22 protein-coding genes and 1 pseudogene are annotated in these 19,297 nt (G+C 59.2%); 9 read left to right on the top strand and 14 right to left on the bottom strand.

The window, feature by feature from the left end:
- Nucleotides 1-11 precede the first annotated feature (11 nt).
- From IPI80_RS18335 to IPI80_RS18320, 4 genes are read right to left on the bottom strand one after another with little or no spacing between them, the layout of a single operon-like run.
- Nucleotides 12-845: a UPF0149 family protein gene (locus IPI80_RS18335; protein WP_413862549.1), complete on the bottom strand. Its 834-nt coding sequence runs from the start codon at nt 843-845 to the stop codon at nt 12-14.
- Between the two features lie 18 nt (nt 846-863).
- Nucleotides 864-1,277 carry a putative toxin-antitoxin system toxin component, PIN family gene (locus IPI80_RS18330; protein WP_413862548.1) on the bottom strand — a complete coding sequence of 138 codons (414 nt, stop codon included), beginning with the start codon at nt 1,275-1,277 and terminating at the stop codon, nt 864-866.
- The gene (locus tag IPI80_RS18325) at nt 1,264-2,205 is read right to left on the bottom strand and encodes a THUMP domain-containing class I SAM-dependent RNA methyltransferase (protein ID WP_413862547.1); all 942 of its coding nucleotides are present in this window, start codon (nt 2,203-2,205) and stop codon (nt 1,264-1,266) included. Before IPI80_RS18325 ends, IPI80_RS18330 begins: the two co-directional genes overlap by 14 nt.
- A gap of 29 nt (nt 2,206-2,234) precedes the next feature.
- Complete coding sequence (locus IPI80_RS18320; protein WP_413862546.1) at nt 2,235-2,564, bottom strand: THUMP domain-containing protein; 330 nt, start codon at nt 2,562-2,564, stop codon at nt 2,235-2,237.
- Between the two features lie 322 nt (nt 2,565-2,886).
- Between IPI80_RS18320 and IPI80_RS18315 the strand changes: the two genes are divergently transcribed.
- The 3 genes from IPI80_RS18315 to IPI80_RS18305 all read left to right on the top strand — a co-directional run bounded on the left by IPI80_RS18315 (nt 2,887) and on the right by IPI80_RS18305 (nt 4,303).
- Nucleotides 2,887-3,693, top strand: a complete 807-nt coding sequence (locus tag IPI80_RS18315) for a PRC-barrel domain containing protein (RefSeq protein WP_413862545.1) — start codon at nt 2,887-2,889, stop codon at nt 3,691-3,693.
- A 2-nt stretch (nt 3,694-3,695) separates the two neighbouring features.
- Entirely contained in the window at nt 3,696-4,079 is a 384-nt protein-coding gene (locus IPI80_RS18310) for a hypothetical protein (protein ID WP_413862544.1), read from the top strand.
- A gap of 113 nt (nt 4,080-4,192) precedes the next feature.
- Nucleotides 4,193-4,303, top strand: a complete 111-nt coding sequence (locus IPI80_RS18305; protein ID WP_413862629.1) for a hypothetical protein — start codon at nt 4,193-4,195, stop codon at nt 4,301-4,303.
- 50 nt (nt 4,304-4,353) lie between these two features.
- Here the strand turns inward: IPI80_RS18305 and rpoN are convergent, their stop codons facing one another.
- The 3 genes from rpoN to lptA form a co-directional block, all read right to left on the bottom strand.
- Nucleotides 4,354-5,958: an RNA polymerase factor sigma-54 gene (gene rpoN, locus IPI80_RS18300; protein WP_413862543.1), complete on the bottom strand. Its 1,605-nt coding sequence runs from the start codon at nt 5,956-5,958 to the stop codon at nt 4,354-4,356.
- An 82-nt stretch (nt 5,959-6,040) separates the two neighbouring features.
- On the bottom strand, nt 6,041-6,829 hold the full coding sequence (gene lptB, locus IPI80_RS18295) for an LPS export ABC transporter ATP-binding protein (RefSeq protein ID WP_413862542.1): 789 nt from the start codon (nt 6,827-6,829) through the stop codon (nt 6,041-6,043).
- Nucleotides 6,826-7,461, bottom strand: a complete 636-nt coding sequence (lptA, locus tag IPI80_RS18290) for a lipopolysaccharide transport periplasmic protein LptA (protein WP_413862541.1) — start codon at nt 7,459-7,461, stop codon at nt 6,826-6,828. Before lptA ends, lptB begins: the two co-directional genes overlap by 4 nt.
- An 83-nt stretch (nt 7,462-7,544) precedes the next feature.
- On the opposite strand from lptA, the gene IPI80_RS18285 reads away from it, so the two are divergent.
- Nucleotides 7,545-7,925, top strand: a complete 381-nt coding sequence (locus IPI80_RS18285) for a zeta toxin family protein (RefSeq protein ID WP_413862540.1) — start codon at nt 7,545-7,547, stop codon at nt 7,923-7,925.
- Nucleotides 7,846-9,108 carry a polyphosphate:AMP phosphotransferase gene (gene pap / locus IPI80_RS18280; RefSeq protein WP_413862628.1) on the top strand — a complete coding sequence of 421 codons (1,263 nt, stop codon included), beginning with the start codon at nt 7,846-7,848 and terminating at the stop codon, nt 9,106-9,108. Before IPI80_RS18285 ends, pap begins: the two co-directional genes overlap by 80 nt.
- A 33-nt stretch (nt 9,109-9,141) precedes the next feature.
- On the opposite strand, the gene IPI80_RS18275 is transcribed toward pap, so the two are convergent.
- The 3 genes from IPI80_RS18275 to argS all read right to left on the bottom strand — a co-directional run bounded on the left by IPI80_RS18275 (nt 9,142) and on the right by argS (nt 12,301).
- Complete coding sequence (locus IPI80_RS18275; RefSeq protein WP_413862627.1) at nt 9,142-9,777, bottom strand: thiol:disulfide interchange protein DsbA/DsbL; 636 nt, start codon at nt 9,775-9,777, stop codon at nt 9,142-9,144.
- Between the two features lie 65 nt (nt 9,778-9,842).
- Complete coding sequence (locus IPI80_RS18270) at nt 9,843-10,496, bottom strand: SPOR domain-containing protein (protein ID WP_413862539.1); 654 nt, start codon at nt 10,494-10,496, stop codon at nt 9,843-9,845.
- A gap of 107 nt (nt 10,497-10,603) precedes the next feature.
- The gene (argS, locus tag IPI80_RS18265) at nt 10,604-12,301 is read right to left on the bottom strand and encodes an arginine--tRNA ligase (protein WP_413862538.1); all 1,698 of its coding nucleotides are present in this window, start codon (nt 12,299-12,301) and stop codon (nt 10,604-10,606) included.
- 93 nt (nt 12,302-12,394) lie between these two features.
- Between argS and IPI80_RS18260 the strand changes: the two genes are divergently transcribed.
- Entirely contained in the window at nt 12,395-12,946 is a 552-nt protein-coding gene (locus tag IPI80_RS18260) for a DUF3617 domain-containing protein (protein WP_413862537.1), read from the top strand.
- Nucleotides 12,947-13,024: 78 nt separating this feature from the next.
- Here IPI80_RS18260 and IPI80_RS18255 read toward each other — a convergent pair whose 3' ends face one another.
- Nucleotides 13,025-13,879: a class I SAM-dependent methyltransferase gene (locus IPI80_RS18255; RefSeq protein ID WP_413862536.1), complete on the bottom strand. Its 855-nt coding sequence runs from the start codon at nt 13,877-13,879 to the stop codon at nt 13,025-13,027.
- A gap of 129 nt (nt 13,880-14,008) precedes the next feature.
- The gene (locus IPI80_RS18250) at nt 14,009-14,692 is read right to left on the bottom strand and encodes a YggS family pyridoxal phosphate-dependent enzyme (RefSeq protein WP_413862535.1); all 684 of its coding nucleotides are present in this window, start codon (nt 14,690-14,692) and stop codon (nt 14,009-14,011) included.
- Between the two features lie 46 nt (nt 14,693-14,738).
- Here IPI80_RS18250 and IPI80_RS18245 point away from each other — a divergent pair.
- From IPI80_RS18245 to IPI80_RS18235, 3 genes and pseudogenes are all read left to right on the top strand, one after another.
- A pseudogene (locus IPI80_RS18245) lies at nt 14,739-15,781 on the top strand (type IV pilus twitching motility protein PilT).
- Between the two features lie 118 nt (nt 15,782-15,899).
- Nucleotides 15,900-17,036 carry a PilT/PilU family type 4a pilus ATPase gene (locus tag IPI80_RS18240; RefSeq protein WP_413862534.1) on the top strand — a complete coding sequence of 379 codons (1,137 nt, stop codon included), beginning with the start codon at nt 15,900-15,902 and terminating at the stop codon, nt 17,034-17,036.
- A gap of 3 nt (nt 17,037-17,039) precedes the next feature.
- Complete coding sequence (locus IPI80_RS18235) at nt 17,040-17,966, top strand: NAD(P)-dependent oxidoreductase (RefSeq protein ID WP_413862533.1); 927 nt, start codon at nt 17,040-17,042, stop codon at nt 17,964-17,966.
- Between the two features lie 57 nt (nt 17,967-18,023).
- Here the strand turns inward: IPI80_RS18235 and IPI80_RS18230 are convergent, their stop codons facing one another.
- Complete coding sequence (locus IPI80_RS18230) at nt 18,024-18,677, bottom strand: BON domain-containing protein (RefSeq protein WP_413862532.1); 654 nt, start codon at nt 18,675-18,677, stop codon at nt 18,024-18,026.
- A complete protein-coding gene (locus IPI80_RS18225; protein WP_413862531.1) occupies nt 18,674-19,273 on the bottom strand; it encodes a phosphoheptose isomerase in 600 nt (199 codons plus the stop codon). Before IPI80_RS18225 ends, IPI80_RS18230 begins: the two co-directional genes overlap by 4 nt.
- Nucleotides 19,274-19,297: the final 24 nt, after the last annotated feature.

Raw genomic sequence — 19,297 nt, 5'->3', positions numbered from 1 at the left:
TAGGACGCGACTCACGCTCCGTGGCACTTCTTGTATTTTTTTCCACTACCGCAATAACAGGGGTCGTTGCGCCCCGGTACGTCGGCGCGGCGCACAGTTTCCACGCGTGGGCCAATGCCGCGCCAAATCTCGAGCAGGTCATAAACCGACCAGACCGCATCGGCAAAAGCATTGAGCCGGTCGGCGCTCATGGAGGGCGGGCCGTCGTCGTCAAAGGGGGACAGTTCCGGCTCGCCCTCGTCGTCTTCGGTCAGGGCGACGATGGCCTGCATGGCTACGTCATGCCACTTGGCGGCTTTTTTGTCGCTGGGCGGCACCCATTCATCGGGCCAGGCTTCCACCACAAACATGAAACCCAGCGCCCAAACCTGACCGAAGGACGGTAGCGGGTCATCGGCCATTTCGGCGCGTTCGGTCTCGCTCAACGCGGCTACGGCACCGCGCACGTCCATCACCTCCGGGTGGTAGGCCGCCTCGCCTTCCAGCGACTCGGTGGGTGTGTCCAACGCGGTCTGGATCTCGGCCCAGCGTTGGTTCCAGATGTGAAGGAATTGTTCGCGCTGGGCAGCATCGGCAAATGAGCCCCCAGCGTCGTCCGGAGTGCCCTCAGCCGCCACCACGGCAGGCAGTGCGTCGTCGCCAATGGCCAACAGCACATCCAGGTATTCACTCTGGGGAACAGGGCGACGGCAGCAGATCAGCGCGGCCATAAAGCCTTCGCAAAACTCCCATTGGGGCGTTTCGTCGTAGCGGGTACGCAGGTCATCCAGGATCGCGTCGATGTTGTCGAACTGGTCTGCGGTGACGCCAGGTGTGGAACTGGGGTTGGGATTCGGTGTGGTCATCATCATCGGTAATGCTATTTAATTTATAGCTTTTTGCGTAGTAACTGCGAGGGCTAGGAGCCGTTTTCTCATACAAAGTACGGCCTGATCCTTGCTCAGCAAGTGGCTTCTATGGGCCACTGCCAGGTCGATAAACTTTTGGTCGTCCGGGTCTTTGCAGGTAACCGGGGCCTTGGGCGCCACGTCCTGCAACTGGGCCAGGGCATCGAACTGCGCCAGCACGCCAGCGGCCTGCAACTGGTAGTGGGTCAGCCGTTTGACGATTTGCGGATAGGCCAGAACCCGCTCCAGCTCCTCGCGCATGGGTTGGGTGGATAGCCACTGCCAGCCGCCGCTGCGCAAACCGTCCAGCAAGGGTTGGGCGGCGGGGTCGTTGAACACGAACGCGTCCAGAACGACGTTGGTGTCCACAACAACCTTATGTGCGGTCACGGGCCGTTCCTTTGACCATATCAAAGCGGAACATGCGGCACTCAATGGGGCCGTTCCACATGGGCACGCGGCGCGACTCTTTCAGGCGCATCTTGTTGGGCAGCTTGAGATCTGGCGTGAGAATCCAGCCGGTCCAGCCGGTGAAATTTTTCTTCCAGTGGGTTGCCAGCTGGCTGAAAAATTCGCCGCCGTCTTCGGTGATGGCCTGCTCGCGCGCTCCAAACTGACCCTCGAAATCGGGTGCAGCATCACTGCCCTGCGCGGCCCGCCGTGGCGCGCCTGAGCGGGTCGCACCCGCACCACTGACGCCGGCCACGGCAATACGCTCACCATACGGCGGGTTGAGCAACATCACGCCGGGACTATCGGTGGGTGGCATGCGCTGCAGCGCATCACCACCACGGAACTCCACTACGTCGGCCACACCGGCGCGCTCGGCATTGCGCTGTGCAAAATCCACCATGCGGTGGGACACATCGCTGCCGTAAATCAGGGCCTGGTGGCCCGCCGGCGGCTTAACCACGGCGGCGGCAGCTTCGGCTTGAATGGCATGCCAGACATGGGCCTGAAACGGCAAATACTTCTCAAAGGCAAAGTGGCGCAGGCTGCCCGGCGCAATGTTGCAGGCAATTTGCGCCGCCTCGATGGCAATGGTGCCGCTGCCGCAACAGGGGTCGTACAGCGGGAGCAAGTCGTCATCGCCATCGGCCCAACCGCTGGCGGCAATCATGGCGGCGGCCAGGGTTTCTTTCAGCGGGGCGTCGCCCTTGTCTTCGCGCCAGCCGCGCTTGAACAGCGGCTCGCCTGATGTGTCGATATACAGCGAGCAGGAGTCGGTGGTCAGGTGGGCGTAGATGCGCACGTCCGGCCACTGGGTGTTGACGTCCGGGCGCACGCCGTGGGCCTTGTCGCGAAAGCGGTCGCACACCGCGTCTTTGATCTTGAGCGCGGCAAAGTTCAGGAAGTGAGCGGGCTGTGCTGGGCCGTCACCTCCACCTTGATGCTTTGCTTGGGTGTGAACCAGATCTCCCAGGCGACCTCAGAGGCCGCACGGTACAGGTCTTGCTCATTGCGGTAGTCGGTGTACGAGAGCTGCACCAGCACGCGCTGCGCGAGACGGCTGTGCAGATTCAGGCGCATGACGTCGCGCCAGGTGGTGCGCGCCATGACGCCGCCCCGGCGGGTCAGCAGGTCTTGGCCCTGCAGGCCGGTGAGGTTATGCACCTCGTGCGCCAGCAGGTCTTCCACGCCAGCGGCGCAGGGGAGAAAAATTTGCAATTGATTCATGAGTGCTTTGGTCTGCGGTTCCGTATTGTCGGACCATTCTTCATTGCGTGGTCTGCAGCGCAGCCCTGTGCGCGTGCCTGCTGTGTCCACCCGGCTCAAGCAATAGTAGCCGCCAGGAGTTTCGACGATTGACCACTCGCTTTCTGACAAGCCGCAATTTGCAGATCCTGAAAAGTTGCATTGGTTCAATGACAACCACACTGGTGTCGTACCCTTCATCCAGCGCCAATAAATCTGCACTCAGTTAGGCAGCGCACAGACCAGGCGGTAGCCTGGCAGCACGATGCAGGCTGTCCTAGGCACTGATCAGGAGTGAAGCACCATGCTGCGCAATATGCAAGAACTCAAGAGCTACACCATCGCCGCGACCGATGGAGATGTGGGCGAACTCACGGACGCCTACTTCGACGACCAATCCTGGGTGGTCCGCTATATGGTGATAAAAACCGGTGCCTGGCTGACCAGTCGCAATGTGTTGATTTCCCCTTATGCGGTGCAACACGCCGACTGGGCTAGCAAGCGCCTGTCTTTAAGCCTGACCCGGGACCAGTTAAAGAATAGCCCGGACATCGATACCAAGAAGCCGGTGTCGCGACAGCACGAGATGGAGTATGCCGACTACTACGCCTATCCTTACTACTGGGGCACAGGAGGGTACTGGGGGGATGGGCTGTATTTGCCGACAGTGCCGATTCGCTCCGAGGCGGCCGAGCTTCACGTCCAGGCCGAGCGCGAGCGCAGCCAACGTGAAGACGACCCGCATCTGCGCAGTTGCGCGGCGGTTGCGGGCTACCATGTCCATGCCAGCGACGGCGACATTGGCCATGTACAAGGCATGCTGGTAGACGAAGTGACCTGGGCCATTCGTTATTTGGTGATTAACACCAGCAACTGGTGGATGGGCAACAAAGTCTTGATTCCACCAGAGTGGATTACCAACGTGAATTGGGCTGACTCCAGCGTTACCGTCAACTTGACCCGGGCGACTGTTCGAAACAGCCCGCACTATGAATCCTCAGCGGACCTCAACCGCAGCCGTGAGCAGGAACTCTACAGTCACTATGGCCGTTCCACCTACTGGGAGCGGGAGCATGCCCGGGAAGTCGTTCCGGCAGGTTTCCTGGACTGACGATGTCCACCATCCAACTTTGCCGCGCGACCAATCCGCCCACGTCCGAGGCGGTGCACATCAACCCCACAGCCGTGCTGTTTGTGGAGGCCGTCCCGGAACAACAGGTCGGACAGACCTCGGTACAGGTTTTCGGTCAGACGCAGGAGAGCATACGGGTCGTCGATTCGTTGGCGAAAGTATTGGAGATGTTGCCGGGCTCTGTTGCCGTACGCCGGCATTACCATGCTGTCGTTCCTCCCGACGGCGGGAGCGTGGTGCATGTCTACCCGTCCAACGTTGCATCCATTGTTTCCGATACGGCGCATGAACCCATGTTCTGGACAATCACTTTCAAGGACCGGTTCGAGCTGCGGGTAATGTCGCCACTGCCGTCGACGCTGTAAAGCTGGCAGCAGCAGCAACTGCAGACCACTCTGGGGCTGCGTCCAATACCGCAACAAGTAAAGTAGATTCAGCGGTCAAGGTCGGCGTCTAAACCAAACACTGCGTCGTAAGTCTGAACGGCAAGTTGCCCACTCAGGATGCTATTGACCTGGTGAAGATGATTGCGGAAAAAGTGAAGGGTGTGAAAAGTGTCAATACTTCCGCTCTTGTCGTAGGCGGTTAACACAACTCCTGGTGGGCCCGTATCCGCCGAGGGGACTGAGGGCATGGCCGCTACAACGCTTTCCTCAGCGATGCAGGGGCGATTTTGAGCCCCTCGCGGTATTTGGCCACGGTGCGGCGGGCGCAGTCGATTCCCTGCTCCTTGAGCATCTCGGAAATCTGGTTGTCGGAGAAGGGCTTCTTGTTGCTCTCGGCGCTGATGAACTGTTTGATGAGTGCACGCACCGCCGTGCTGGAGGCATTACCGCCAGATTCAGTGCCCAGGCCGGAGCCAAAAAAATACTTCAGCTCAAACGTGCCAAACGGCGTGGCCATGTATTTGGCGGTAGTAACGCGGCTGATGGTGGATTCGTGCAGGCCCAATTCATCGGCAATTTCGCGTAACACCAGGGGGCGCATGGCCAGCTCGCCATGGGTAAAAAAGCTTTTCTGCCGCTCCACGATAGCGGTGCTGACCCGCAAAATGGTATCGAATCGTTGCTGGATGTTTTTGATAAACCAGCGCGCCTCTTGCAGGCGCTGTTGCAAGCCGGCGTAGCTGGCGGCGTCTTTGCCGCCACGGTGGTTGCGCAGCACATTGGCATAGATGTCGTGCACGCGCAACTTGGGCATCACGTCGGGATTGAGTATGACGCGAAACTGCGGGCTGGCACCGGGGCGCACCTTGGTGGCGGCAACCACCAGAACATCGGGCACCACAATGTTGCGCTCCACATCCACGAAACGCCGTCCGGGCTTGGGCTCCAACCGGGCAATCAGGGCGATGGCCTCGCGGGTTTGAGCATCCGTGCCGCCGCAGCGCTGCACCAGGGTTTTTACGTCTCGGCGGGCCAGCAAGTCCATGGGTTGCGCGCAGACGCGCAATGCCAGCGCCAACAGCGCGGCACGTTCAGGCGTGGGCGTGTCTAGCGCATCATCAAGTTGGGCGCGCAGTTGCAGACGCAGGCATTCGCCCAGGTTCCGCGCGCCGACACCGGCCGGCTCCAGGTTATGCAGCAGACCCAATGCCACGGTGAAGTGGTGCACCAGGTCTTCCACCTGTTCAGCATCCTCACCGGCCAGGCCACGGGCCAAGTCATCCAGCGGGTCTTCCAGGTAGCCATCGTCGTTGAGCGACTCGATCAGGAAGCGCAAGGCACTGGCATCGGTCTCGCTCAGTCGCAAACGCAAAGCCTGGCGGTGCAGGTGCGATTGCAGGGATTCCTGGCTACGCGCGAGTTCCGTGGCGTCGGTTTCTTCACCGGCGTCCAGATTGTTGGTTTTGGCCTTGGCGTCGGTGCCCCATTCGCCGTCGTCAGGCACCAGCTCAGTGGTGCCATCGCCGTCCCAGTTGGGATCCTCGGATGCGGTCAGGGGCGTAATCTCTTCATCTTTTGGGCCATCAGCCCTCGTCGAATCAGCGTAGTCAGCTATAGAAACAGGAGCAAACTCCACTTCGCGCTCGCCTTCACTGACTGGCGTGTCTGCCTGGGCCAGGCCGAATTCCTCACGCACCGCATCGTCCTGGCTCATTTCCAGAAACGGGTTTTCGTCGAGCATCTGCTCCACTTCCTGGCTCAACTCCAGGGTCGAGAGTTGCAACAGGCGAATGGACTGCTGCAGTTGGGGCGTGAGCGCCAGGTGCTGCGAGACCCGTAATGAAAGGCCGTGTTTCATCAAGTCTCCGCAGGGCCGCCCCAAGGAGACTTAGCCCCCTCGGGGGGCAGCGCAGTGTACGCAGTGACGAGCGTGGGGGCCATTACATTTTGAAGTGCTCGCCGAGGTACACCCGGCGCACATCGGCGTTATCGACGATCTCGGCCGGCGTGCCTTGGGCCAACACCGTGCCGTCGCTGATGATGTACGCGTGGTCGCAAATGCCCAGGGTTTCGCGCACGTTGTGGTCGGTGATCAGCACACCAATGCCACGGCTTTTAAGAAAGTTGATGATGCGCTGGATTTCGATCACCGCAATCGGGTCGATGCCAGCAAAGGGCTCATCCAGCAGGATGAAGCGCGGTCGGGTAGCCAGTGCGCGGGCAATTTCCACGCGGCGGCGCTCACCGCCGGACAACGCCAGCGAGGGCGAGTCACGCAAGTGCTCCACCCGCAGGTCTTGCAGCAGGGCAGTCAGGCGCCGGTCGATATCGGCGTTGCTCAGCGGTTGGCCGGCCTCATCGTGTTGCAGCTCCAGCACCGCGCGTACGTTTTCTTCCACATTAAGCTTGCGAAAGATCGACGCTTCTTGTGGCAGGTAGCCCAGCCCCAGGCGCGCGCGGCGGTGGATCGGCATGTGCTCGATGGAGTGCCCATCAATGGTGATGTCCCCCGCGCTGGCGCGCACCAGCCCGACGATGATGTAAAACGAGGTGGTCTTGCCCGCTCCATTGGGGCCCAACAAACCCACCACTTCGCCAGTGCGCACGGTCAGCGACACGTCCTTGACCACCTGGCGCTTGCCATAGGCCTTCTGGATGTGGCTGACTTCAAGCCGCCCGGTGTCGGTATCCACCGCCTGCACGGTGGCTGCCGCTGTGGAATCGCTCACTTTGCTGCGCCCCCGAGGGTGGTGGTGGCGCGCAAGCCGACCCCAGGGCTGGACGACGGCATCACCGGCTGGGGTGCGGAAGTATTGCTGCCCTGCGGCTTGGGGGTCAGAATGGCACGAACGCGGGCGCCGGGCACAGGGGTTGCACCCTTGGTGGTACCGCCATCCACGCTGAAGGTGTCGGTCAGGTTTTCGTAGACGATCAGGCCACCGGTAATCTCGTCGGCCAGCGTGGTACCGCGCAGACGGCGCAGCACGGCCTTGTGCAGGAACTTGACCACATCGGCACGGCCGTCGTATTCAATCAGTTCGCTCTCGCCTTCAATGTATTCATCCATCGCCTCGCGCTTCTGGCGAAAGAAGGCCGGTTTGTCTGGTGTGCCGATGATGGTGCCGAACTGATAGCCATCCGCGTCCTGGCGCACTTCTATCTGGGCTGCACGGATCACGATGGAGCCTTTGGTCAGCACCACGTTGCCGGTAAAAATACTGACTTGCTTGACATCGTCATAGCGCAGGGTGTCGGCCTCAATGTTCATGGGCTTGTTGCGGTCGGCCTTTTCCGCCTGGGCAGGAGTCGCCAGCACAGTACAAATCAGCAGCAGGAACAGAAGATGAAGTGGGTTTTTCATAAAGGCACGAAACTTGCTCAGAATGAGCTGCGCCTCATTGTACTGAGGCGGACTGCCACCTAGAATGACCCGAGGAGGCACCCATGTTTGAATCCGCAGAAATCGGCCACCAAATTGACAAGGCCAGTTACAAGGCTGCCGTGCCGGCCCTGCGCGCAGCATTGCTAGAGGCCCAGATTAACCTGCACGACAACACCAAGATTCCGGTGGTGGTACTGGTCAGCGGGCAAGACGGCGCAGGCAAGGGCGAAACCATCAACGTGCTGTACGAGTGGATGGACCCGCGTTTTCTCACCACGCTGGCGTTTTCGTCGCCCACAGACGAGGAAAGCGAACGCCCACCCATGTGGCGCTACTGGCGCAGCCTGCCGCCCAAAGGGTCGCATCGGTATTTTTGCCGGCTCATGGTATTCCGACCCGATCCGCAAACGAATTCTGGACGAGTTGTCACTGAAAGAGCTTGACGCGCAGGCCGATCAGATCAACCGCTTTGAAGCCATGCTGGTCAACGAAGGCGCTTTGGTGCTGAAGTTCTGGTTTCACTTGACCAAAGAAGGCCAGGTCAAACGCCTCAAGGCACTGGAGAAAGACCCCCGCACGGCCTGGCGGGTCACCCAATGGAACTGGGACCGCCTTAAAACCTACGACAAGCTGCAGGATGTGGCGGGCCACCTTTTGCGTCTGACTAACACGCCCTGGGCGCCCTGGATGGTGGTTGAGGGCACGGATGACCGCTACCGGTCACTCACCGTAGGCCAAATCCTGCTGGATGCGCTGCAAAAGAGACTGTCCAATCCGGTCAAGCAGGAATCCCTCGCGGCACCCATGGTGCGGGTCAACACCGATGGGCGCACCGTCCTGTCCGAAATGAACCTGGGCCTGTCGCTAAAGGACAAGGCCTATGAAGACGAACTGACCCACTGGCAGAGTCAGCTGTCCGAACTGCTGCGCGACCCGCGTTTCAAGAACCGCTCCCTGGTTTGCGCCTTTGAAGGCGCCGATGCCGCTGGCAAGGGCGGTGCCATTCGGCGCATTGGCAACGCATTGGATGCACGCCAGTACCAGGTAATACCCGTTGCCGCCCCGACCGAGGAAGAACGCGCTCAACCCTACTTGTGGCGTTTCTGGCGCCACGTACCTCGCCACGGGCGCGTAGCCATCTTTGATCGCACCTGGTACGGCCGGGTGCTGGTGGAACGGGTGGAAGGGTTTTGCACCGAAGGCGACTGGATGCGCGCCTATACCGAGATCAACGATTTTGAGCACGAATTGGCCGAATTTGGCGTCATAGTGGTCAAGTTCTGGCTGCAGATCAGCCAGGCTGAGCAATTGGCGCGCTTCAAAGCGCGCGAACAGGTTGCTTTCAAGCGCTTCAAGATCACCCAGGAAGACTGGCGCAACCGAGATAAGTGGGATGCCTACCAGCAGGCCATTTGCGACATGGTAGAACGCACCAGCACCGGCCACGCGCCCTGGACACTGGTGGAGGCCAACGACAAGAATTACGCCCGTGTGAAGATTCTGCGCACCTTGTGCGAGCGGGTAGGGGCCGAACTAGCCGGTAAAGCACCCAAGGGCACACAGGCCCACTCCCAGAATGGCCACTCCAATAGCGACCACGCCAAGAAGGGCAAGTCCAAAGACTAGCCCAAACGGCGTAGCCGCAATGCGGGTTGTTGATTAGCGGCCAGCCTTGATTTCAGCGACCAAATAATCCACCACCTGCAGGCCCTTGGCCGTTCCCTCGACCAGGAAACGCCCGGCCACACCCAGTGCAGGCACGCCATCCACCCGGTATGCATTGGTGAGTTGTGTCGCCCGCGTTGCTTTTGTTGCGGCGGTGAATGAGTTGTACTGGTCCATGAATTTGGCCTTGTCCACACCTTGCGTAGCCAACCAATCCGCCACCAGCGCAACCTTGCTAAAGTCGCGACGCTCGGTATGCACCGCAGCAAAAATATTGGCGTGCACTTTATCGGCCAGCCCCATTGCGTCCAGAGCGAAGTACATGCGTTGCAGCACTTCAGCGTTGGGCAGAAAATGCACCGGAGCCCTGCGAAACACCACTTCCTTGGGAAGCTTCTTGGTCCAGGCGCTCAAAGTGGGCTCGAAAACATTGCAGTGGGGACACATGTAAGAGAAAAACTCCACCACTTCCACCTTGCCCGCCGGTGCCTCTACTAGGGCGCGCTGTTCCAACGCCTGGTAATCCCGTCCGGAGACCGGTTTAATTGGGGATTGGGCCAACGCGGGTAGCCACGCAGTAGAAGCCAGGGCGGCACCAGCGGCCGCCTGGGAAAATTCACGTCGTTTCATAGTCATGCAAAGCGCTCCAAAAGTCAGTTTGTGATTGCCGGCTGTGGCAAAAGTTCCCGTACGTGTTACCGCTGGACACGGACCAAGGATGTCTCAAACCCCGCCTTGTCCAGCTTTTCCTTATTGCGCTCGGCGTCGTCCTTGGTATCAAAAGGCCCAGTGCGCACACGGAACACGATCCGGCCACTCTGCTCGCGTTCGGTGATTTTGGTCTCAATACCGCTGAGCGAGAGCTTGGCGCGCTGGCTCTCCGCATCTTCCTGGGTACGGTAAGCACCCAGCTGCACATAAAACGTAAAGGGCTCGCTGGCCGTTGCTGCCGCAGCCGCCTTGGCCTTGATTAGATCTCCCAGCGAATCACCCGAGACGGCGGGCTTGATTTCACCCTTGCTGTCCGGCTTGAGATCAATCTTGGCCGTCGTCTTTGCATCCGCAGGTTTTACGCCATCAACCGGCTTGGCTGCAGCATCCACGGTGGCCGAAGCGGCGGTTGCCGGTTTGGCCGGATTTTTTCCGTACAACGGGGCGTTGGGGTCCCAGTCCTTGTTCTTCTTGGCCTCGGCTGCGTCCTGATCGGCTGAACGGCTCTGTCCCTTGTTCACAAATGGAACCGGCACTTTGGTCACGTACACCGCGACCACCAATGCGGCTGCCAGGCCAACCACGACCCCAATGATGAACCCCAAAATGGTTCCGCCACGTTGTTGCTTCATGCGCATTCTTCACCTTATTCAGTTGGGGACTGAGCTGAAGGTCTGTCCCACAAGGTTGTTCGATTGGGACAGAGCTGGTCTGCTACGCAGCCTGCGGTCTGTCCCGCAAAGTCTCACATCTTTCGCGGTGCATCCACGCCCAGCACCGCCAGCCCATTGTGCAACACCCGGGCCGTGGCAGCGACCAGTGCCAGACGCGCCAACTTGACGGCCTCGTCATCGACCAGAATGCGCTCCGCATCGTAATAGCTGTGGTAGCAGGCCGCGAGTTCGCGCAGATAAAAGGTTACGTCGTGTGGTGCAAAGTCCTGCGCGGCGGCACTGAGCATCTCCGGGTACTTGGCCAGCAACAGCATAAGGGCCAGCGCCTGCGGGCTTTGCAAGGCCGACAGATCAACCGCCTGCAGGCTGGCCACATCACCCCCCCAAACCGCCAATACGGAGCAAATGCGGGCATGGGCGTACTGCACGTAATACACCGGGTTGTCGTTGTTTTTGGCCACCGCCAGATCAACATCGAATGTGTATTCCGTATCGGGCTTGCGGCTGAGCAGGAAGAAACGCACGGCGTCTTTGCTGGTCCACTCGATCAAGTCGCGCAGCGTGACGTAGCTGCCGGCGCGCTTGCTGATCTTGACCTCTTCGCCCCCCTTGACCACGCGCACCATGGTGTGCAACACATAGTCGGGGTAACCCAGGGGAATGCCTACATCCGCGGCCTGCAGGCCGGCGCGCACGCGGGCGATGGTGCCGTGGTGGTCAGTGCCCTGGATGTTGACCACCTTGCTGTAGCCGCGCTCCCACTTGGCAATGTGGTAGGCCACGTCCGGCACAAAATAGGTGTAGGTGCCGTCTTGCTTGCGCATGACGCGGTCCTTGTCGTCGCCGTAGTCGGTGCTCTTGAGCCACAGCGCACCGTCCTGCTCGTAGGTCTTGCCATTGGCCACCAGCTTGGCAACCGTCGCATCCACGCGGCCGCTGGTGTACAGGCTGGACTCCAGGTAGTACTCGTCAAACTTCAGGTTGAAGGCCTGCAGGTCTTTGTCCTGCTCGCGGCGCAGGTAGGCCACGGCAAAGTTGCGGATCGATTCCACATCATTAACGTCGCCGCTGGCGGTGAATGTCCGGTCGTCAGCCTGCACTGTGGCTTTGGCCAGAAAGTCGTTGGCAATATCCTGGATGTAGTCGCCGTTGTAGAAGGCCTTGCTGGCGGGGTTGTCCGGGTCGATGGGCCAGCAATCGTCGCCGGGCTTAAAGCCCTTGGCGCGCAACTGGGTGCTGGTGGTCAGTGTCTGGATCTGGACGCCAGCGTCGTTGTAATAAAACTCGCGGTGCACGCGCCAGCCCTGGGTAGCAAACAGGTTGCAGATGGCATCACCCAGAGCGGCCTGGCGGCCATGGCCCACGTGCAGGGGCCCGGTCGGGTTGGCCGAAACAAACTCCACCAACATGCCCTTACCATTCTGCGGCTGAAAACCAAATTGCGACCCTTGCGCCAGCACTTCGCGCACCACTTGTTGTTTGGCTGCGGGTTTGAGGCGGATATTGATAAAGCCAGGGCCAGCGATTTCCACCGCATCAACCCAGGACACACATGCTGGCTGCGTAAGCAATTCGGTGCGCAGGCTCTCGGCCAGCTGACGCGGATTTAGTTTGAGCGGCTTGGCCAATTGCATGGCCGACGTGATGGCAAAGTCCCCATGGGCGGCAACCTTGGGCGACTCAAACGCCGCTTTGGAGCCAGAACCGGGAGCAATTTTTTCCAGCGCAGCGGCCAGCGCTTGCAGGAGTTCGTGTTTTACAGACAGCATGTCGCGATTTTACGGGGACAGGCACAGCGTCGCTTCAACGGCATTCCCAAACTTCACGACATTTGCCACAATGGCATTTTTTGAGGGAACCCCATGAAACTGCACACCGCACTCGCTTGTTTGCTATTGGTCGCCGGCGCGGGAACTGCCAGCGCCCAGAACATGAAACCCGGTCTGTGGGAAATATCCACCCAAATGAAAGGTTCTGGCCAGATGGGCGACGCTATGGCCCAGGCGCAAAAGCAAATGGAAAACTTGCCACCGGATCAGCGCAAGATGATGCAGGACATGATGGCCAAACAGGGCGTGCAACTGGGCAACAATTCTGGCGGTGGCATGACCATCAAGGTGTGTATGACCCAGGAAATGGTGGACCGCAACGAAGTGGGCCGCCAGGAACCCGGTTGCACCCACACCTACAGCCAACGCACCGGCAATACCATGCAGTTCTCCTACGTTTGCACCAAGCCCCCCAGCAGTGGTGAAGGCCAGATCACCTTTGCCAGCCCCGAGGCCTACAACATGAAGATGACCAGCACCACCACTGTGCAGGGTGCGCCGCAAAAGATCGAAATGCAGAACAACGGCCGTTGGTTGGGCGGAGATTGCGGGACCATCAAACCGCTGGCTATGCCAAAGAAATAGCCAAGAAACAACTACGCGGAGAATTCGCCGCCGGGCCGCCCGATGGCCATTTTCAACAGTTCCGCTTGGCCAATGGTTTCAGGACGCAATGATCGGGACTGAGTAGGCGTTGTGCCAATAAACGCCATGCTCAAAGTCGGGCTGTGCGAATACTTCTATCGTAGAAAACCCGGCCTCAAGCAGATGTTGTTCTAGGTCGTGCAGCGCAAAATGACGCAACTCCAATGTTTCACCTGGGCCACCATGAAAGATGAGGTTGTCGAATTGCTCGGTTTCCCCATCCTTTTTCCGATTGATAAGACTTCGCCGTCCGTCGTGCTCGTGAATGCGATAGTCGTTCAAATTCGGAAAGTGCTCGGTCGTTCTATTGGAGGCGTTGCAAGGAACAGTTAGCAAGAGAAACCCATCGGGGCGGATGACCTTGCGCATGCCATCAAAAGCGCGTTGAACGGGTGGGCTCACGTGCTCCAGTACGTCTGAACAGATTAGAACGTCGCAACTGGACAAGTCAGTAGCGCCTGGCGCCGTGATGTCAAGAAAAGGCGCTTGATGGTAGAAGGTGTTCTGGTAGTCAAGCTTTTGCGACAGGGCATTTGAGATCAGGTCTGCATCACTAATCCCTTTAAAACGAATGGTTGGAATATTTGTCCAAGCGTCCAAGTTTATCGACTTGCCGTCAAACAGCTTTCGCGATAGGGCCGAGATCAGGGCACGTTGTCGAAGTGTGCTGCCACAACCAAGACAGGTTCGTTCATCCCTTGGTAAGGTGCACAAACTAACAGCATTGTTCCGACCACAAATATTGCATGCATAGTGCAGCGTTCCCGGAGCCTTGCCACTTGCCTTTGGCAAGGCTGAGAGATGTCGCAATTGCTGGATGATCCGACCCAGTTGTAATGTGATGTTGCTGCGCGTCGAAAGTAAATTCTTCATTTTTGGCTACGTTGGAACGACCTTGCCCCTGGGTTCCGTATCCCATTATTGAGATCATGAAATGGCCTGTTTGGCTGGTGCTGTGGGTCGGTTTTGCTCGAACTGCATCGGGCTGACATAGGGCGGAGTCTACCTTCGCTCACCAAATATGGCGCTACCCACCCGCACCAGGGTGGAACCGCTGGCAATGGCGGCTTCCAAGTCAGCGCTCATGCCCATGGACAGGGTATCCAGTGTCATTCCTGTCGAATTTATTTGATCAAACAGGGCTCTAGCCCTCGCGAATACTACACAAGCCGCTACAAAATCAGGAGCTATCTCAGGGATGCACATCAGCCCCCGCACCTGCAACCGGGGCAACGTGGCGACTTCGCGGGCCAGCGCCAAGGCTTCGGCTGGCGCCACACCTGACTTGGTCGGCCCGCCATCCACGTTGACCTGGATGCAGACCTGAAGCGGTGGCAGATGGGCCGGGCGCTGCTCGCTCAGGCGCTGCGCAATCTTCAGGCGGTCCACGGTATGCACCCAATCAAAGTGCGTGGCCACCAGGCGGGTCTTGTTGCTCTGGATGGGGCCAATGCAGTGCCACTGTAGCGGCAGATGGGTCAGGGCCGTGATCTTGTCCACGGCTTCCTGGATGTAGTTCTCGCCAAAGGCGGTCTGCCCGGCCGCGTGGGCCTGAACAACAGCGTCCGGTCCGAAGGTTTTGGACACGGCCAGCAAGCCCACCGAAGTGGGTAATCGGTCACTGGCTTGGCAGGCCTGCGCGATCCGGTCGTGAATCCGTTGGAGATTGTCGGCAATCATGGTCATAATCTCTCTAGCGTAACAAACCCAGCCCTTACCCGAAGAGGACCCCGTGGACATTACCCAATTGCTGGCCTTCAGCGTCAAAAACAAGGCATCCGATTTGCACCTGTCGGCGGGCCTGCCGCCCATGATCCGCGTCCACGGCGACGTGCGCCGCATCAACGTCGAGGCACTGGACCACAAGCAGGTGCACGCCATGGTGTATGACATCATGAACGATGGCCAGCGCAAGCACTTTGAAGAGTTTTTGGAAATCGACTTTTCATTCGAGATTGACGGCTTGGCCCGTTTTCGGGTCAACGCCTTCAACCACAACCGGGGCGCGGGCGGGGTGTTCCGAACGATTCCGAGCAAGATTTTGTCGCTGGAACAACTCAATGCACCCAAGATCTTTGGCGATTTGGCCTTGAAACCGCGCGGTATGGTGCTGGTGACTGGCCAACGGGTTCGGGCAAATCCACCACGCTGGCGGCCATGGTGAACTACCTCAATGAGACCGAGTTTGGCCACATTCTGACGGTGGAAGACCCCATCGAATTTGTGCACGAGTCCAAGAAATGCCTGGTCAACCAGCGTGAGGTTGGGCCACACACCCTGAGCTTTGCCGCCGCGCTGCGTTCCGCCCTGCGTGAAGACCCGGACTGTATTCTGGTGGGCGAAATGCGCGATCTGGAAACGATTCGCCTGGCCATGACGGCGGCCGAAACCGGCCACCTGGTGTTTGGCACACTGCACACCTCCAGCGCGGCCAAGACCATTGACCGGATCATTGACGTGTTTCCGGCCGAAGAAAAGGAAATGGTTCGCGCCATGCTGTCCGAATCGCTGCAAGCGGTGATTTCACAAACGCTGTGCAAAACCAAGGACGGCCAGGGCCGCGTCGCCGCGCACGAAATCATGCTCGGCACCAGTGCCATCCGCAACCTGATCCGCGAGGCGAAGGTTGCGCAGATGTACTCGTCCATTCAGACCGGTAACAGCGTGGGCATGCAGACACTGGACCAGAATCTGACCGATCTGGTGAAGCGCAACGTGATCAGCGCGGCCGAGGCCCGCAGCAAAGCCAAAATTCCCGAGAACTTCCCCGGCTAAAAAATATGACCCCCACGTTTGTCACTGCGTGTACTGCACTGCCACCCAAGGGGCCCTCGCCGCTTGGGGCGGCCCGGCGCGGCTCGAGTGTCTCTTTAAGTAGGTAGGAGTTAGCACCATGGAACGCGATCAAGCCACAAAATTTATCAACGATCTACTGAAACTGATGGTGGGGCGCAATGGCAGCGATCTGTTCATCACAGGCGACTTTCCGCCGGCCATCAAGGTGGATGGCAAGGTGACCAAGGTGTCGCCACAGCCACTCAATGCCGTGCATACCCTGTCGCTGGCCCGTTCGATCATGAACGACAAGCAGATCGCAGAGTTTGAGCGCACCAAGGAAAGCAACTTTGCGATTTCGCCCGGTGGCATCGGGCGCTTCCGCGTCAACGCCTTCATCCAGCAGGGCAAGGTGGGTATGGTGTTGCGGACCATCCCAATGGTCCTGCCCACCATCGACGGCCTGGGCGTACCGCCGGTACTCAAGGAAATTGCCCAGTCCAAGCGCGGCCTGTGCATTCTGGTCGGGGCCACCGGGTCCGGTAAATCAACCACACTGGCCGCCATGGTGGACTGGCGAAACGAAAACTCTTTTGGCCACATCATCACCATTGAAGATCCGGTGGAATTTGTCCATATGCACAAGAATTGTGTGGTAACGCAGCGCGAAGTGGGCATTGACACCGACAGTTGGGAAGCCGCCCTGAAGAACACCCTGCGCCAGGCACCCGACGTTATTTTGATGGGCGAAATCCGCGACCGCGAGACCATGGAACACGCCGTCGCGTTTGCCGAAACCGGTCACCTGTGCCTGGCCACCCTGCACGCCAACAGCGCCAACCAGGCGCTGGACCGCATCATCAACTTTTTCCCCGAAGAGCGTCGTGCCCAGTTGCTGATGGACTTGTCGCTCAACCTGAAGGCCCTGGTTTCGCAGCGTCTGATCCCCAAACAAGACGGCAAGGGCCGCGTAGCGGCGGTTGAGATAATGATCAATTCTCCCCTGATTTCCGACCTGATCTTCAAAGGCGACGTAACCGAAATCAAGGAAATTATGAAAAAGAGCCGCCAAGCCGGCATGCAGACCTTCGACCAGGCGCTGTTCGACATGTACGAGCGCAATCAAATTACCTTTGAAGATGCGCTGCGCAATGCCGACTCGCTCAACGATCTGCGCCTGCAAGTCAAGCTCAACAGCCAGCGGGCCAAATCCACCGACCTCTCGGCTGGTACCGAAAACTTCTCCATCATGTGACCCATGCCCAGCACCAACCCGAAAACCTACGAACCTACCCCCCGTGCCCGTGTTGCCTTTTTGGGCCTGGGCGTCATGGGCTTCCCCATGGCAGGGCACCTGGCCCTGGCTGGCCACCAAGTCACTGTTTACAACCGTACCACTACAAAATCAATAGCATGGTGCGAAGATTTTGCGAGGGCTAGCGGCCAAAATGACCAAAACACTTCGGCGCAAACACCGCGTCTGGCGGTGCAGGCGGCTGACATCATTTTTTGCTGCGTGGGCAACGATAACGACCTGCGCAGCGTCACCATCGGACCTGACGGTGCCTTTGCCGGCATGAAACTGGGCGCCGTCTTTGTGGACCACACAACCGCCTCGGCCAGCGTGGCCCGCGAACTCAGCACCTTGGCCCGCCACGAGGGGCTGCAGTTTGTGGATGCACCCGTCTCCGGGGGACAAGCTGGCGCACAAAACGGCCTGCTGACAGTGATGTGCGGCGGCGACGCCACCGCGTTCGAGACCGTCAAACCCGTGGCCATGGCTTTTTCCCGTGCCTTCACCCTGCTGGGTGAGAGCGGTGCCGGCCAACTGGCCAAGATGGTGAACCAGATATGCATCGCCGGTCTGGTGCAAGGCCTCAGCGAGGCCATCGCTTTTGGTCAGCGGGCCGGGCTGGACATGAACCAGGTGCTGGACGTGATCGGCAAGGGCGCGGCGCAAAGTTGGCAACTCGACAACCGCGGCAAGACCATGGTGGCTGACCAATTTGAATTTGGCTTTGCTGTAGACTGGATGCGCAAAGACTTGGGACTCGTGCTCGACGAGGCCAAACGCAATGGTGCCCGTTTGCCGGTTACCGCCTTGGTGGATCAGTTCTATGCCGACGTACAGCAAATGGGCGGCAACCGCTGGGACACTTCCAGCCTGATCAAACGTCTCAAATAAAATAGCCCCGCTGCTGTAGGCAACCGGGCTATTGGGCCACTTGTGTGGTCCGCTGGTTCAGTTCGGTTGGGGTTTGCTGGTGCCAGGCTGCTGGCCCGATGGGGACCCCATACGGGCCAGTTCATCTTCGCTAATGATCTCCAGAATGCGCACCACTTTTTGCACACCCGAGATGCTGCTAATAACATCAGTGGCCATCTTGGCTTCGCGTGCTGTAACGCGCCCCATCAAATAGGTGGTGCCGCGCTCCGTGGTCACCTTGAAGGCATTGGCGGACAGCTCTTTGGTATCTACCAAAGAGGCTTTGACTTTGCCGGTCACCAGAGAGTCCGACGAGCGCTGAGTCAGGGTCGAGCTGCCCATGACCGCCAGCTCATTGACGATGTGGCGCACGTTCTCCACATTGGACACGATTTGTTCCACCAATTGCTTGTCCTGTGCCGAGCCCACTTCACCGGTAATCAGCGCTTGGCGGTTGTAGCTGGTAACGTTGACGTGGCCACGGTCACCCAGCGCCTCGCGGATGCGGCTGGCTGCTCGCAACTCAATGCCTTCGTCTTCCACCACAGTGCCCGTCGTGCGGCGGTCCGCCGCCACCATGCCGCTCATGACCGCGCCGCCTACGGCCAGTGGGAAGCAGGCGGTCAATGTAGACCCCGCACTGGCAGCCAGCACCAGCGCCAGGCTGACGCGTCGAATTGAAATATTCATTTGGAGGGTTCCTGTTCGCCCAAAAGCTGGGCATCGACCGCATCGCAAATGCAATGCAGAGCCAAAATATGTACTTCCTGGATACGGGCCGTGCGCTCATGCGGCACGCAAATGTGCACATCGGTATCGCGCAGCACGTGCGCCATCTTGCCGCCGCCGCGTCCTGTCAAGCCGACCACCACCATTTCGCGCTCATGGGCGGCCTCAATGGCGGCGAGCACATTGCCAGAGTTCCCGCTGGTGGAAATGGCCAGCAATACATCGCCGGGCGAACCCAGCGCACGCACCTGACGCGAAAAGATGGAATTGAAATCGTAATCGTTGGCAATCGCCGTGATGATAGAGCTGTCCGTGGTCAGGGAAATCGCCCCGAGCTCGGGTCGCTCGCGCTCAAATCGACCCACAAACTCCGCCGCAAAATGCTGGGCATCCGCTGCAGAGCCACCATTGCCACAGGCCAGGACCTTGCCGCCACTGGTCACGCAGGCCAGCATGGCCTGCACCGCCGCAGCAATAGGCTTGCTCAAGGACTGCGCGGACTGGTATTTAAGGTCAGCGCTGTCGATGAAGTGTTGTTGAATTCGTTGTTCCAGCATGGGGGTCGATGATACCGTGCCACA

The organism is Candidatus Aalborgicola defluviihabitans, from assembly GCF_016705985.1.
Classification (GTDB): Bacteria; Pseudomonadota; Gammaproteobacteria; order Burkholderiales; family Burkholderiaceae_C; genus Allorhodoferax; species Allorhodoferax defluviihabitans.
The sequence above is the reverse complement of the archived record's forward strand: the minus strand, read 5'-3'. Positions and strand labels throughout refer to the sequence as shown.